Consider the following 14368-nt stretch of genomic DNA (forward strand, 5'->3'; position numbering starts at 1 on the left):
GGTTGGCCGGTCCGCGCTGGGAGGCTTACTTGGCCAGGTCGTAGGAGTCCACCACCGCGACGCTGACGGGAAACTCCACCGGGATGGGACCGAACAGGAGGTCCTTCGCGGCACCGGCGGCGTCCTCAATCGCCCTGATGCACTCGTCCACCGCACCCGCCGGGGCGTGCACCATGACTTCGTCGTGGAGGAAGAACACCAGTTCCGGACCGGTACCGCCAGGCCCTGCGCCGGTGCCGTCCGCGCGGAGGGTGCGCAGCCGCCGTCGTAATTCCGCCAGCCAGCACGCAGCCCAGTCCGCAGCCGAGCCCTGGACCACGAAATTGCGGGTAAACCGGCCCCGGGACCTGGCAATCGACTCGGCACGGCGCTGCTCCTCAGCGGTGGCCGAGCGCTGGCTTTGGTACCAGCGCTCCGACGGCGGCGGGCTGCTGCGCCCCAGCCGGGTGGTTACCGTGCCGCCGGCCTCGCCGGCACGGGCGGCCTGTTCCACGAAGTCCACAGCCCGCGGATACGTCCGCGCCAACTGCGGCATGAGGCGGCCGGATTCGCCGGACGTGGCACCGTACATCGCCCCGAGCAGGGCCACCTTGGCTTTCGCGCGGTCGCCGCCGAAGCCCTTGGCGGCGATGCCCGCATAGAGGTCCTGGTCCCGCGCGGCTTCGGCCATCACCGAGTCCCGGGCCAGGGCCACCAGAACCCGCGGCTCAAGCTGCGAGGCGTCGGCCACGATCAGCTTGTAGCCAGGATCAGCGTGCACGGCACCACGGATCTGCCGGGGGATCTGGAGTGCGCCACCGCCCCGTGATGCCCAGCGGCCGGACACTACGCCGCCCACCACGTACTCTGGCCGGAACCTCCCGCCCGCTACCCAGGCATCGAGCCAGGACCAGCCGTTCGCCGTGTGCAGCCGCGACAGTTTCTTGTACTCCAGCAGCGGGCCGATGACTGGATGGGGAGAGTCTTTCAGCTCCCATTTGCTGGTGCTCTTCACCTCGATGCCGTTGCGGTGCAGGGCGCGGATGAGTTCCTGCGGCGAGTCCGGGTTCAGCGTGGGGGAGCCGAGCAGTTGCCGCAGATCGGCGGCCAGCGCCTCCAGCCGTGCCGGCCGCTGCCCGGCGGGCGGACGCGGGCCAAGGTAGCCAGCCAGGATTTCCTCGTGCAGATCCTCCCGCCACGGCACCCCGGCGTATTGCATCTCGGCGGCGATCATCGCGCCCGCTGATTCAGCGGCCAGCAGCAGCTGCAGGCGGCCGCGCATGCTGCCGTTGGTGCCGGCACCGGCCAGGGCGGACTGCTGTGCCGCGTACTCGGTCCGCAGCTCTTCCGGGGTATGGCGCAGGGGCGGGGCGCTGCCCGGGTCCTCGAACAGGGCGCCTTGGTCCGCCGGGGGAGCAGGGGGAAGCAACGACTTTGGCGGCAGGACCGGATCGTCCACCGGGGTCCTGTCCGACGTGCGGGCGTACTCGGTGTGGGCGGTGAACTGCGAAAAGGCCAGGATATTGCCGCAGAGCGTGAGGTCGTAGCAGCGCTCGAGTTCCACGCCGGCCCGCAGCAGCGCCGGGTACCAGTCCTGGGTACGGTGCCAGATCCAGCGGGGCGGCGTGGGGGCGGCTTTCCAGTTTGCGCACGACGGCGGGAAGGTCGCCGGTGCTGACGACGCGGACTCCAGGATTGGCCGGCCCGGGTTCGCCTGCCGGGGTGAGCTCCTGCAGCGCGGCCCCTGAGGGGTGGGCGGCGAGCAGGACATACATGCTCCAATTGTGCACGCTTGGCGGGACGCTTCCGTACGGCGGGACACGTCAACCGTCTCCACACCAGCCTTATCCACATAGCCGCCGGCGGACCTTACCTGCCGCCGCGCCGGCGTGGAGAGTGGTTTCATGAGCAGGCACCAGATACTTCCTCCGCCGTCGGGGCAGGGCCCCGCCGGGTCCGCCGGCCATGCCCCGGGCTCCCCGCCGGCAGGAACGTCGCGCGCATCCGCCGGACCAGCGGACGGGTCCACTGACGCGTGGCTGCCTGACGCATCCGGCGAAGTGCTCTTGGTGACGGCCTCGGCTTTCCTCCGCTCGGAGGTGGAACGGATTGTTGCTGCCGCCGGCGGACGCCTGCGGGTGGCCGCCGATGCCGCAGAGGGCGGCCGTCACTGGGACGGGGCGGCAGCGGTGCTGGTGGGCAGTGACATCCGGGAGTTGCCGCCCCGGCGGCGGGCACCTGCCGTCCTCGTCGGGCTGGACGGCGAGGGGGACAGCCTGTGGCATCTGGCCGCCGCGCTTGGAGCCGAACGCGTCGCCGTGCTGCCGGATGCTGCTGCCTGGCTGGCGGACCACTTGAGCCGGTCTAGATCGCCGGGGCCCGGTGGCTTGGTTCTCGGCGTGACCGGCGGCTGTGGCGGTGCGGGCGCCACCACGGCGGCCATCTGGATTGCGCAGGCAGCGGCGGGCATGGGGGCGCGCGTACTGCTGGTGGACGGCGATCCCTGGGGCGGCGGGCTGGAACTGGCCATCGCCGCCGAGGACTACCCGGGGTTGCGCTGGCCGGACCTGTCCGACGCCCGGGGCAGCATCGACCCCCTCCAACTGGCCGACTCCCTGCCCGTGTCCGGCGGTTTCTCGTTCCTGTCCTGGCCTGCCAGCCGCGAACAGCCGGACCAGGTGGCACCGCCCACTGCCGCCGGTGTCCTGGACGCTGCCCGGCGGGGTTACGAGCTGGTGGTGGTGGATATTGGCCGCCGTGCCGAGCCACTGAAGACGTTCGCCTGGGACTGCGACCGCGTCTTTGTGGTGGTGCCGGCCCAGCTGAAGGCAGCCGTTGCCGCGGTGCGGTTGCTGCAGGAATTTCCGCCAGTGGAAGCGTCGGTGCTGGTGCGGGGCAAACCGGGGGCGGCCATTGACGGCCCGCTCCTCGCCGACGCCATCGGGCTTCCCGTCCTGGGCCGGGTGCCCGAACTGCGCGGCATGGCGGCCGCCGTGGAATCCGGCAGGCTCCTGGATCTTGGCAGGCGGCGCAGCGTGCGGCGCTTCGCCGGCACGGTGCTCGATTCCCTCGGTGACGGGCTGCCTATAGGAGAACCGGTATGACGCCGGGCGAGGGGTACGCATCCGGGGCTGTTGCGGCACCTCCTGATGTTTCCGCGCTTCCGCCACGGTCCCGGCGAAGTGCCCGGGTCCTGGAAGGGCAGCGGCGCGGACCCCACCCGGGCGGGACACCGGCCAGGGGCCGCCCCGTGGACGCGGGCCTCCTGGAATCGGTGCGCGAATCGATGATGGCCGAGGCCGGGGCCGTGACTCCGTCCCGGGTGGCCGCGGCGGTCCAGGCCACCGGAAAGCTGCTGGGAACTGCGGGCGCGCTGGCCGCCGTGGAACGGATCAGCGCGGAACTGAACGGATTGGGTCCCCTGCAGGAGCTCACCCGGGACCCCGCCGTGACGGACATCTTCGCCAATGCTCCCGACTCTGTATGGGTTGACCGGGGGCGCGGCATCGAACGTGTGGCGGTGGCGTTCGAGGGTGAATCCCAGCTGCGCGCGCTCGCCTGCAGGCTGGTGGCGGCGGGCGGGCGGCGGCTGGACGACGGGTCGCCCTGTGTTGATGTCCGCCTTCCCGGCGGCTACCGTGTCCACGCTGTCTTGCCGCCAGTCTCCACGGCGGGGACCCTGTTGAGTATCCGCATCAGGCGCGAGCACGTTTTCGGCATGGACGAACTGCAGGCAGGAGGCATGTTCAGCCGGCCGGTCCGGGACGTACTGGAGAAGGTAGTGGAGCAGAGGCTGAGCTTCCTGGTCAGCGGCGCCACCGGCTCCGGAAAGACCACCCTGCTGTCAACGCTGCTGGGGTTGTGTGCGGCGGGGGAGCGGCTCGTCCTCATCGAGGACGCTTCGGAACTGAACCCCGTCCACCCGCACATCGTTTCCCTGGAGTCCAGGCACGGGAACCTGGAAGGCGGCGGCGAGGTGGACCTGGGCGAACTGGTACGGCAAGCCCTGCGCATGCGCCCCGACAGGCTGGTGGTGGGTGAGTGCCGCGGCGCCGAGGTCCGTGAGCTCCTTACCGCCATGAATACAGGCCACAGCGGCGGAGGCGGCACCATCCACGCCAACACGGCAGCCTCGGTTCCCGCCAGGCTCACAGCGCTGGGGGCGCTGGCCGGGATGAGCCCGGACGGTGTGCGGTTGCAGGCAGCCAGCGCGTTGGATGTAGCCATCCACGTCGAACGGACCCCCCGGGGACGCGAAGTCACGTGCATCGGTGTTTTCGTCGATTCTCCGGAGGGGCTAACGGTGGTGCCGGCCCTGGAAACTGCTGCAGGTGTCGCGGGCTCCGCGTGGCCGGCGCTGGCAGCACGGCTGGGCATGGACCCGGAGGAAAACCGGTGATTGTGCTGCTGGCGCTTGCCCTGTCCCTGGCGGTGCTGCTGCTGCTCAAGCCGCCAAGGGGTGCTGCCGCACGGCTGCGCCGTGCCGCCGGCCAACCGCCCGCCCGGACATCCGATCTGTTGGGCGGATCTGCCCGCAGGCGATTTACCCCCAAGGGAAAAAGGGGATCGGGAAAGAACGCAACGGTGGGGGCACCCCTGACACTCCTGGTGCAGCAACTGGCTGCGCTGCTCAAAGGGGGCCGGACACCCGCCAGGCTGTGGGATGAACTCTGGACCGTTTATGGAACGGACGGCCCGCAACCATCCGTGGGGGATGCCGTTGCCGGTCCGGCCAGGGGAGGGTTGTCGGAAGGTTCCCTTGCCCTCCTGGCCGCAGCACGGGGTGCCGCGGCGCGCGGCACACCGGTGTCGGCGGCCATCAGGCGGGCGCTGCCGGAGGTGCTTCCCGGCGGGTGCCGGGAAGCACGGATCTGGTCCGAGCTGGCAGCCTGCTTCGATATCGCCGAAGCCAGCGGATGCCCCCTCGCTGATGTGCTCACCCGCTTTGCGGCCCAGCTCGAGGTGGAGTCCGACGCAGATGCGGCGCGCCAGACAGCCCTGGCCGGTCCCAAAGCCACTGTCACGCTGCTGACCTGGCTGCCCTTGATGGGCCTTGGGCTCGGGATGGCACTGGGCGTTGATCCGCTTGCCATGCTGTTGGGTACGCCCCTGGGCTTGGCTGCCTTGCTGGGCGGCGCAGTCCTGACCGTTGCAGGCAGGCTCTGGTCTTCGCGCCTGGTGGCAACTGCCGCAGGAACCGGGAAGCTGTGACGGGCCCCGGCATCGCCGCCCTGTGGCTGTTCGCCGTCCTTGCCGCCGCAACGTTCCTGGCCTGCGCCGGACGCGGCAAGGCCCGGACACGACTCCGCATTTTCGGATTGCATGGTCCGGGCCCGGTCCACCCGTCCACGGTCCCGGAGCCCCGTAACCGGGCCGGACCCGGTCTTGCAGACACCGCCATGATGCTCGAACTCGTGGCGGCCATGCTTGACGCCGGCTCCAGCATCGGCCGCGCCCTGGAACTGGTCTCCGTGTCCGCCTCGGCGAAGTACAGCGAATCACTGCGGCCGGTGGTCTCAGCCCTGGCCATCGGTGCCGACTGGGAAACGGCCTGGCGCAGCTCCGCCGTCCGGCAGCCCGACATCCTGGAGTTGCGGGATGCACTGGGCTTCGCTGCGCTGACCGGCGCGCCGTCGTCGGCCATCCTCTATGCCCAGGCGGCCAGGCTCCGCCGGGAACGGTTCCGGGCCGCCGAAAAGCGTGCCGCGTCGCTGGGCGTCAAGCTCGTCATTCCGCTGGGACTGTGCTCGCTCCCTGCCTTCATCTGCCTCGGCGTCGTTCCGGTACTGCTGGCCCTGGTGCCCTCGGGCTCCTGACCGCAGCAGCGGGGTTCGGCCGCCCTCCGGGGGCCGGAGCACGCCGTCCAGTCCTCCACAGCGGCGGGCAGCCGCAGCTTATCCACTTACCGAAACAGGGACCTTACCGGCCGCCGCCCGCGCCGGAAGAGTCATCACCAGCCGGAAGAACCTCCGGCGCTACGGAAGGAAGAACCACATGTCCATGAACCACCACCATCACTCCTTTACCGGCACGTCCGCGCTCGCCGCCCGGCCCGCTCCCACAGGCCGCAGCGCCGGTGGTCCACAGTCCATCGGCCGCGCACGGGACAGCACCCTGCCGGCCAACGTCGTGGAGCTGCGGCCCGGCGCCGGTACATCCCGCCGCCGGCGGCGTTCGGTCCGGCTAATGGGGGCGGAAGCCGGAATGGCCACCGCCGAGTACGCCATCGCCACCCTCGCCGCGGTCGGATTCGCGGGCCTGCTGGTGTTCATCCTCCGCAGTGATGAAGTCCGGGGTTTCCTGCTGAACCTGATCCGTACGGCGCTGGCACTGCCGTGACAGCTGCGCCGGCCGTGCCAGGTGCACAGGCCGCACGGGGAGCCGCTCGGTGCCGGCCTGGTGCTGCAGCCGCGTGCAGGGGTGCGGTCACAGCCGAGTTCGCCGTTACCCTTCCCGTCGTGGTGGCCTTGTTGGCCATGCTCCTGGCAGGAGCGGCCGCCGGTGTCACCCAGCTGCGGATCGAGGAAGGGGCGCGGTCCGGCGCCAGGGCCCTGGCCAGGGGTGAAGACCCCGCCACCGTGGAGCAGACCGTCCGCACCCTTGCGGGTGGAACGGCGGCCGCCACGGTGGGCGGCCGAGGGCGAATGGTTCAACATCACCGTGACTGACCGTGTGGGAGGCCCTTTGGGAACATCCATCCCGTGGACCCTTACTGCCCGGGCGTCCACACGCGCGGAGCGCACGGCCGGTGCGCCAACAGGGAGCAGCGGCCTCACTGACGGAAAGGGAAACAGGTGACATGGGACCGGCCAGTTGGCGACAACCGGGACCGGGGATCAGGCACCGTCCTCGCGGCCGGGCTGGCGTTGGTGGTCCTGATGGCAGCCGTTCTGGTGATGCTGCTGGCCCAGTCAGCAGTGCAGGCCAGCCGTGCGGCGTCGGCCGCGGACCTGGCAGCGCTCGCGGGGGCCGATGCCCTGCGCGGAATCTCGGCAGGCGAGCCCTGCACGGTGGCCAACGATGCTGCATCCCGGCATGCGGCACGGGTCCTCAGCTGCGTAGAGGGCCCCGGCCAGACCCTGGAGGTCCGGACGGAACTGCAGGAACGGTCGATGCTGGGCGCCGCAACCGGGCGGGCACGTGCCGGACCGCCTCCCTAGGCTGCCTGCGGCGACGGCCCGGAACCTAGGTGAGCCGGGATCCTGAGTCCGTCTGTTCAACCGGCGCGGACTCTGTGGCATCCTTCAACAACACGCCCAGGAGGGTGATGGCGGCTGCCTTGTCCAGCGGGTTGTTCTTGTTGCCGCACTTGGGTGACTGGACGCAGGACGGGCACCCGGACTCACACTCGCAGGCTTCGATGGCAGCCCGCGTCGCCGCCAGCCACACCTTGGCCTTCTCGAAACCGCGCTCCGCAAATCCGGCGCCGCCGGGGTGCCCGTCGTACACAAAAATGGTGGGTACCCCGGTGTCGGCGTGCAGAGCCGTCGAGACACCACCGATGTCCCAGCGGTCGCTGGACGCCACCAGCGGCAGCAGGCCTATCGCGGCATGTTCGGCAGCATGCAGGGCCCCGGGGAACTGGGCCTCGATGAGCCCTGCGGCCGTGAGGGAACGGTTGTCCACCACGAACCAGACCGCCTTCGTGAACAGGTCCCTTGCCCCGAGCTCGAGCGGCTCCTCGCCCAGGATTTCATTGGAGATCAGGGCCTTGCGCTGGAAGGAGACAACCTGGGTGGTGACCTTCACGTCACCGAAGTGGACAGTGATGTCGCCCCACTGCATGGTCCGCTGTGTTCCCAGCACCTCGATCTGGGTGACGTCCCGGGCCGTGGTGTAGTAATCGGGGTTGGCCCGGCGCACCACCACGCAGTGGTCCTCCTCATTCAGGTCTTCCACCACGTAACTGTCTCCCTGGTGGATGTACACGGCCCCGTTGTGCGCCTGGTAGTGGGTCTGGGGGGAGTCCATGGTGCCCAGCAGCGAGCCAGTGTCCGCGTCCACGATGCTGACGGGACCGCCGCCGTCGGCCCTCAAATTGACCATGGCCGCGGCGCTCTGGGGGTGGGTCCAGAACCAGCCGGCCGGGCGCCGCCGCAGGTAACCCTGCGCTACCAGCCGGTCCAGCAACCCCTCGGCGGTGTCGCCGAACAGGCCCAACTCGCCCGGACCGAGGGGCAATTCGGCTGCGGCAGCGCAGAGGTGCGGACCCAGCACGTAGGGGTTGGCGGGGTCGAAGACCGTGGCTTCCACCGATACGTCGAAAATAGCCTCGGGGTGGTTCACCAAAAACGTGTCCAGGGGATCGTCGCTGGCAACAAAGGCCGCGATGGCATCCTGTCCGGCCCGGCCGGCACGCCCAATCTGCTGGAACAGGGACGCCCTGGTTCCCGGCCAGCCCGCCACCAGCACGGCGTCCAGCCCGGATATGTCGATACCCAGTTCCAGTGCCGACGTGCTGGAAACCCCCAGCAACTGGCCTGACCGCAGGGCCTTCTCCACTGCCCGGCGTTCCTCCGGCAGGTAGCCCGACCGGTAGGCGGCCACCCGCTGCGGGAGGCTGGGGTCCACCTCGTCCAGCAGGCGTTTGGTGATGGTCGAAATGGTTTCGGCTCCGCGCCGCGACTTGATGAACGCGATGGTCCGCACCTGTGCCGAGACGAGGTTGGCCAGCAGGTCCGCGGTCTCGGCCACAGCGGTGCGCCGCTCCTTGGCCCCGTTTTCACCGCGTAACTCGGTCAGCGCAGGCTCCCAGAACGCCACAGTGGTGGAACCGTGGGGTGAGGCGTCCCGGGAAACGGCCTTGACCGGTGCTCCGATGAGCCGGGAGAAGGACGTGTCAGGGTCAGACGCTGTGGCGGATGCGGCAATGAACACCGGCTCAGGGAAGGAACTGCCGGCTCCGTAGTAGGCGCAGATCCGGCGGAGCCGCCGCATCAGGTTGGCCACATGGGAGCCGAAAACGCCGCGGTAGCTGTGGGCCTCGTCCACGATGACGTAACGGAGGCGGCGGAAGAATCCTGCCCACCACGCATGGTTGGGCAGGATACCGAAATGCAGCATGTCAGGGTTGGCCAGGATGAAGTTGGCGTGGTCCCGGATCCACCGCCTGGACGCGGGGTCAGTGTCGCCGTCGTAGGTTTCGGCCCGGACAGTGGGCAGCCGGAGCGCACGGATGGCGTTCAGCTGGTCGGCGGCCAGGGCCTTGGTGGGGGAGAGGTACAGGGTGACCGCTCCGTCGTCGTGGATCTTCCCGGGCTCGGCCAGCACCCGCAGCTCCGCCCGGTGGATGGCGTCCAGCGCCGGCAGTTGGTATGCGAGCGACTTTCCCGACGCCGTTCCGGTGGCCACCACCACGTGGCCGCCGCCATGGGCGATGTCTGCTGCCTCCACCTGGTGCCGGTACGGCTCCCCGATCCCCAGCGAGCCGTACGCCGCCACCACGTCCGGGTGTACCCACTCAGGCCAGGGCTCGTGGACCGCGGCGCGCGCGGGAATGGTGCGGACATGACGAAGCTGCTCCGGGTCCGGGCCGCGGCCCAGTAAAGGGAGCAGGGAGTCATGGGGATTCACCCCAACATTGTTTCACCCGGCACGGACACCGCCGGCCGGGTTCGCCATCGGGGTAAAGGAACTCCGCGCGGATCGGCGGCGAAGTCAGCTCAGGGACAGATCCGAACCGTCGTGCGACGCCGAAAGCATCAGCACCTGCGAAACAGTGCTCCACCCCAGGTGGGAGTACAGCTTTTGGCCGTCGATGGAGGCCAGCAGCAGCCCCGTCTGCACGTCGTGTTCGAAAGCCTGCGCTGCCAGCGCCCGCATGATGAAGCTGCCGAGTCCGCGGCGCTGGAACGCAGGCTCGGTGATGATCTTGTCGAATACCGCCGTCTCGCCCACCACGTAGACCCTGCCGCTGGCGGCAAGCGCCTCACCGGACTTGACCTCGGCATAGTGCACGCCATGGTGGGTGGACGTGGTCAGGGACAGGTCGTCGTCGGAGAGCCAGGGGTCCTCGGCATCCTGCGTTTCCATGTCCACGATCATCATGGTCTGGGAACCGGAAGTGACGTTCAGCCCGTGCCTTGCTGCCAGCGCCGTGTACCGGGGAACGTCGTTGGTGAGGATGGTCAGGACGCGCGGCGCGGCTTCCCCAGTTCGGGCGGCCAGCTCAGCGAACTCCTGGTCAGTGGGGTCGGCGGCGAAGTATTCCCATTCCCCGCTGGTGTCGGACCGGAGCGCGGCGGGGAAGCGGCCCTCGGTGGATGTCTGGTACCCGCGGCAGCCGGCCCAGCCCGCCACCCACACTTCAAGAAGGCCAGTGATGTCTTCAATCAACGTTTCCGGACTCATGGCATGAAGACTATGCCAGCCCGATCACAAGCAACAGGGTACGCCCCAGAGCTTATGCAATTCGTGATGGAGCGGACGCGGACACGGTTCGTGGAAAGGCAGATACCCTTAAATACGTGGCTTTGAACCGAATCGTCCTTTTTTACGGCTTTACCCCCATCCCGGATCCCGACGCAGTGCGGCTCTGGCAGCGAGCCCTCTGCGAGAAGCTCGGCCTGACCGGCAGGATCATCATCTCCCAGGACGGCATCAACGCCACCGTGGGCGGCGAGATCGGCGCGGTCAAGCAGTACGTCAAGACCACCCGCGAATACAAGGGCTTCCACGGCATCGACGTGAAATGGTCCGACGGCGGAGCGGAGGACTTCCCCCGGCTGAGCGTTAAGGTCCGCGACGAGATCGTCTCCTTCGGCGCACCGGGCGAACTCAGGGTCGATGCCAGTGGCGTGGTGGGCGGCGGAACGCACCTCAAGCCGGAGGAACTCCACCAGCTGGTGGACGCCCGGAAGCAGGCCGGCGAGGACGTGGTTTTCTTTGACGGCCGCAACGCCTTCGAGGCCCAGATCGGCAGGTTCAAGGACGCCGTGGTGCCGGATGTGGCCACCACACACGACTTCATCAAGGAACTGGATTCCGGCAAATACGATGCCCTGAAAGACAAACCGGTGGTCACCTACTGCACCGGTGGAATCCGCTGCGAAGTCCTGTCCAGCCTCATGGTCAACCGCGGATTCAAAGAGGTCTACCAGCTGGACGGCGGAATCGTCCGTTACGGCGAGGCCTTCAAGGATCAGGGCCTGTGGGAGGGCTCGCTGTACGTCTTCGACAAACGCATGCACCTCGAATTCAGCGACGAAGCCAAAACCATCGGCGAATGCGTCCGCTGCAAGGCACCCACCAGCAAGTTCGAAAACTGCTCCAATCCCAGTTGCCGCACCCTCACACTGTACTGCGCGGACTGCGCCGCCAGCCCGGAAACCCTCCGCTGCCCCGAGGGCTGCGCGGCCTGACCGGCTGGGCCCGGGGGCCCTGCACCTGCGCCGTCACAGCCAGCACTGCCACAGCCGCCCCGGCCACAGCCTGCGTTTTCACAACTTGCGGAGCCGGAACGCGTAGTTCGCACCGGTCCTGGCCTCCACCATGATTGTCAGTGGAGTAGGTGCCGAAAGGTAGATGACGTTCTCACGGTTGATGCCGCACCGCAAGCCCAAATCCACCAGAGTCAGGGTGTCGCTGCGGACGGTGAAGTTAACGCGGCGCTGGCTCCGGCAAGCCAGGGTCAACGCGTAGGTCCCTGTTTCAAGGGCGGGCGAGGCGTCCGACCGCACTTCGCCGGCGGCCAGCACGCCGGCGCCGATGTGGACGGCGGGCTGCGGGGCTTCCGGCAGCGTGCGGGCCACCCACCCGTCCAGCTCATCCTGGCCCACGGGGTCGCGCGTCAGTGGGTCCCTGGTGAACAGGGGACCCGGGACGGCGGTCGCCTCTGCCTCCGCCGACGCGGCGTAGTTCCGACCGTCGTCGTACGTGTATTCGCAGCCGCCCAGCGCCACGCCGGCGGCCAGCACAACGCCAACGACGGCGCCCGCCGGCTTCCGCGCTGGCGTCGCCCGTGCTGCCGCCCGTGGTGTCGCTCCGCAGGGGGCTCCCAAGGGACGCGGCACGGAGAATCTCCGCACACTGGGCATATCCCGACTTTATGCCTGCGGGCGCCCGCCTGCCAGAGCAGGAACCACCGTATTAACGCGCTGGCGCCGGAGCCAGCTGATAAGCGTAAATGAGCGGCGCATCAACGCTTGATGTGCTGATTTCGAGCCGGCCCGCTTCGGGCAGCGCCACCTTGGACGTCTCCTTGCTGCCGTTGCAGGCAGCTCCCGCTTCGGTGATCCCGGCCCCGTTCAGCGCCACCGCGAAGAAAGCCTTTCCGCCGCCGTCGCAGGTGGCCGTCAGCGTGTAGTTGCCTGCCGGGACGTCGGCCGCCTCACGCACGATGCGGTCGCGGTTGAGGATCTTGCCGGCGTCGTCAAGCACCGAGTCCGGGGCCGTGGGAAGCGCCGTCGTACGCCATTGCGGAACATCGGCGTTTTCCACTGAAACAACGGATGAGCAGCCGGCCAGGGCCACGGCAGCCAGCGCGGAAGCGGCAGCCGTGACAGCCTTCAGCTTCGGGCCGCCGGACCGTTCCGGAGGGTGAGCGGCGGGCCGCACGCGGGCACGCGCCAGGAAGGGAAGGCTGGAAGGCATGCCTCAACGCTACCCGCTGTCCGGTCCCGGACTAAACTTGTCCGGTGCCTGAATCCCCCTTTGAGTTCACCGCCGGCAACACTCCCGACGCTCCCCGCAGCGACCTGCCCCACCTGATGCGGGCGCTCGCCGCGGACCTGCGGCGGCTGGACTACACCCTCGACGGCGTCGCGGGCCTCCTGGGTCCATCAGCGTCCGCCGCGCTGAACCGGGACCAGATCATTCCGGCGATGCTGGCCGTGGACCGTGCCGTCCGGGAGGACGCCGCCGCAGCGCCCCTGGCCGCCGTCGTGCGCCTCTGGCTCCTGGCCGAACCGCAGGACAAGGCAACGCTCGACGCCGCCCTGCCGGGGATCCGCGCGGAAGGCCTGGAAGAGCTGGGGCTGCTGCAGCCCGTACCCGGCACCGGCCGCCTGTCCGCCAAAGCGGACCTGCGGCCCTACGGCTGGGAGAAGAATGAAGACGGCAGCGGCGGCGCCGAGCTGTGGGTGGCCAGCGACCTCGCCGCGCACCAGCAGGCCGGCGTCCTGCGGCATGACCATGTCCTGGGCATCGGGCAGGCTTCCACTACCCTGGTGCAGACCACCGTCCGCCGGCACACTGCACGGGCCCTGGACCTGGGAACCGGCTGCGGAATACAGTCCTTCCACCTGCTGCACCACTGCGAGCACGTCACGGCCACCGACATTTCCGAACGTGCCCTGGCCTTCACGCGCTTCAACATCCTGCTCAACGCCGAGGCCCTCTCGGTCGATCCCGGCCGGCTGGCTGACCGGGTCAGCCTGCGGCTCGGCTCTCTCCTGGAGCCGGTGGCGGGCGAGGAATTCGGCCTGGTGGTGTCCAACCCGCCGTTCGTCATCACCCCGCGCCACGCCGGCGAGGCCGCCGTGGACCAGTTCACCTACCGCGACGGCGGGCTGCCGGGAGACGAAATCGTCGCCTCCCTCGTGGCGGACCTGCCCACCGTGCTTGCACCGGGCGGCACGGCACAGATGCTTGGGAACTGGGAAGTGGCGGCCGGTACCGAATGGCACGAACGGGCCGCAGTCATGGGTGCGGACCGGCACCGACGCCTGGTTCATCCAGCGGGAGCAGGTCAGCCCCGAACAGTACGCGGAGACCTGGCTGCAGGACGCTTCCGAGGGCCGGGACCGTGACCACTACCGCGACGCCTACGGGGCGTACCTTGCGGACTTCGCCTCCCGGAACGTCGAAGGCATCGGCTTCGGCATGGTGTGGCTCCGGCGCCCGGCCGCAGAACCTACCGACGGGCAGCCCGTCCTGCGCCGGTTCGAGGAAATCAGCTACCCCATCGAGCAGCCTGTCGGCCCCCACCTGGGCGCCGCCGTCGAACGCAGCGACTGGCTGGCGGCGCACCCGGTGGCTGACACGTACCTGCTGGTGGCCGGCGACGTCACGGAGGAACGCCACCAGCGGCCCGGCGCCGAGCACCCGGGCGTGATCCTGCTGCGGCAGGGTGCCGGGCTGCGGCGCACCAACCTCCTCAGCACCGAACTCGCCGGGTTCGTCTCAGCGTGCGACGGCGACCTGACTGCCGGCCAGATTGCCGGAGCCCTTGAGGCGCTGCTGGGCAGCGGGGAGGACGGTTCCGGGGAGGGCTCCTTCCGCGGCAGGCTGCTGGCCGACGTCGAAAACCTGGTCCGCGACGGCTTCCTCCTGCCGGCCGGAAACTGACCTGCCACCTGTGGTCTCCGCGCCCCTTTTGGTACCCCCCGTTTTCCACATGAATGCGCAGGATTGTCCAAAATATGGTGAACTAGGCCAGTATGGGCTCATC

12 protein-coding genes and 2 pseudogenes are annotated in these 14368 nt (G+C 69.2%); 9 read left to right on the forward strand and 5 right to left on the reverse strand.

Features of this window, described 5'->3' with window-relative positions; all coding sequences use genetic code 11:
• Window positions 1-25 precede the first annotated feature (25 nt).
• Window positions 26-1754: pseudogene (locus QE394_RS13330) on the reverse strand (bifunctional 3'-5' exonuclease/DNA polymerase).
• Between the two features lie 129 nt (window positions 1755-1883).
• Here QE394_RS13330 and ssd point away from each other — a divergent pair.
• The 7 genes from ssd (at window position 1884) to QE394_RS13365 (ending at window position 7139) form a co-directional block, all read left to right on the forward strand.
• The gene (gene ssd / locus QE394_RS13335) at window positions 1884-3083 is read left to right on the forward strand and encodes a septum site-determining protein Ssd (protein WP_349034756.1); all 1200 of its coding nucleotides are present in this window, start codon (window positions 1884-1886) and stop codon (window positions 3081-3083) included.
• Entirely contained in the window at window positions 3080-4378 is a 1299-nt protein-coding gene (locus tag QE394_RS13340; protein WP_261620310.1) for a TadA family conjugal transfer-associated ATPase, read from the forward strand. The genes ssd and QE394_RS13340 overlap by 4 nt, the downstream gene beginning before the upstream one ends.
• Window positions 4375-5190, forward strand: a complete 816-nt coding sequence (locus QE394_RS13345) for a hypothetical protein (protein ID WP_349034757.1) — start codon at window positions 4375-4377, stop codon at window positions 5188-5190. Before QE394_RS13340 ends, QE394_RS13345 begins: the two co-directional genes overlap by 4 nt.
• A complete protein-coding gene (locus tag QE394_RS13350) occupies window positions 5187-5795 on the forward strand; it encodes a type II secretion system F family protein (RefSeq protein WP_261620308.1) in 609 nt (202 codons plus the stop codon). Before QE394_RS13345 ends, QE394_RS13350 begins: the two co-directional genes overlap by 4 nt.
• Before the next feature lie 178 nt (window positions 5796-5973).
• The gene (locus QE394_RS13355; RefSeq protein WP_261620307.1) at window positions 5974-6318 is read left to right on the forward strand and encodes a DUF4244 domain-containing protein; all 345 of its coding nucleotides are present in this window, start codon (window positions 5974-5976) and stop codon (window positions 6316-6318) included.
• A 119-nt stretch (window positions 6319-6437) separates the two neighbouring features.
• On the forward strand, window positions 6438-6647 hold the full coding sequence (locus QE394_RS13360) for a TadE family type IV pilus minor pilin (RefSeq protein WP_349034758.1): 210 nt from the start codon (window positions 6438-6440) through the stop codon (window positions 6645-6647).
• 126 nt (window positions 6648-6773) lie between these two features.
• Window positions 6774-7139: an Rv3654c family TadE-like protein gene (locus QE394_RS13365; RefSeq protein ID WP_349034759.1), complete on the forward strand. Its 366-nt coding sequence runs from the start codon at window positions 6774-6776 to the stop codon at window positions 7137-7139.
• A 25-nt stretch (window positions 7140-7164) separates the two neighbouring features.
• Here QE394_RS13365 and QE394_RS13370 read toward each other — a convergent pair whose 3' ends face one another.
• Window positions 7165-9552, reverse strand: coding sequence for a DEAD/DEAH box helicase (locus QE394_RS13370; protein WP_349034760.1), 2388 nt, complete (start codon window positions 9550-9552; stop codon window positions 7165-7167).
• An 84-nt stretch (window positions 9553-9636) separates the two neighbouring features.
• Complete coding sequence (locus tag QE394_RS13375) at window positions 9637-10329, reverse strand: GNAT family N-acetyltransferase (RefSeq protein ID WP_056078235.1); 693 nt, start codon at window positions 10327-10329, stop codon at window positions 9637-9639.
• 116 nt (window positions 10330-10445) lie between these two features.
• Between QE394_RS13375 and QE394_RS13380 the strand changes: the two genes are divergently transcribed.
• Window positions 10446-11339: a rhodanese-related sulfurtransferase gene (locus QE394_RS13380; protein WP_349034761.1), complete on the forward strand. Its 894-nt coding sequence runs from the start codon at window positions 10446-10448 to the stop codon at window positions 11337-11339.
• Between the two features lie 78 nt (window positions 11340-11417).
• Here the strand turns inward: QE394_RS13380 and QE394_RS13385 are convergent, their stop codons facing one another.
• Both QE394_RS13385 and QE394_RS13390 read right to left on the reverse strand, forming a co-directional pair.
• Window positions 11418-11990 carry a hypothetical protein gene (locus tag QE394_RS13385; protein WP_349034762.1) on the reverse strand — a complete coding sequence of 191 codons (573 nt, stop codon included), beginning with the start codon at window positions 11988-11990 and terminating at the stop codon, window positions 11418-11420.
• A 76-nt stretch (window positions 11991-12066) separates the two neighbouring features.
• The gene (locus QE394_RS13390; protein ID WP_056078245.1) at window positions 12067-12570 is read right to left on the reverse strand and encodes a hypothetical protein; all 504 of its coding nucleotides are present in this window, start codon (window positions 12568-12570) and stop codon (window positions 12067-12069) included.
• A 44-nt stretch (window positions 12571-12614) separates the two neighbouring features.
• Between QE394_RS13390 and QE394_RS13395 the strand changes: the two are divergent.
• Window positions 12615-14265 (forward strand): annotated as a pseudogene (locus QE394_RS13395) (methyltransferase).
• Window positions 14266-14368 lie beyond the last annotated feature (103 nt).

Source organism: Pseudarthrobacter sp. SORGH_AS 212, assembly GCF_030818145.1.
Lineage (GTDB): Bacteria > Actinomycetota > Actinomycetes > Actinomycetales > Micrococcaceae > Arthrobacter.

What these genes read in the sequence shown, in the direction of transcription:
- QE394_RS13355 (WP_261620307.1), top strand. Translation starts at nt 5,974, where the DNA reads ATGTCCATGAACCACCACCATCACTCCTTTACCGGCACGTCCGCGCTC.
- QE394_RS13390 (WP_056078245.1), bottom strand. Translation starts at nt 12,570, where the DNA reads ATGCCTTCCAGCCTTCCCTTCCTGGCGCGTGCCCGCGTGCGGCCCGCC.
- QE394_RS13375 (WP_056078235.1), bottom strand. Translation starts at nt 10,329, where the DNA reads ATGAGTCCGGAAACGTTGATTGAAGACATCACTGGCCTTCTTGAAGTG.
- QE394_RS13340 (WP_261620310.1), top strand. Translation starts at nt 3,080, where the DNA reads ATGACGCCGGGCGAGGGGTACGCATCCGGGGCTGTTGCGGCACCTCCT.
- ssd (WP_349034756.1), top strand. Translation starts at nt 1,884, where the DNA reads ATGAGCAGGCACCAGATACTTCCTCCGCCGTCGGGGCAGGGCCCCGCC.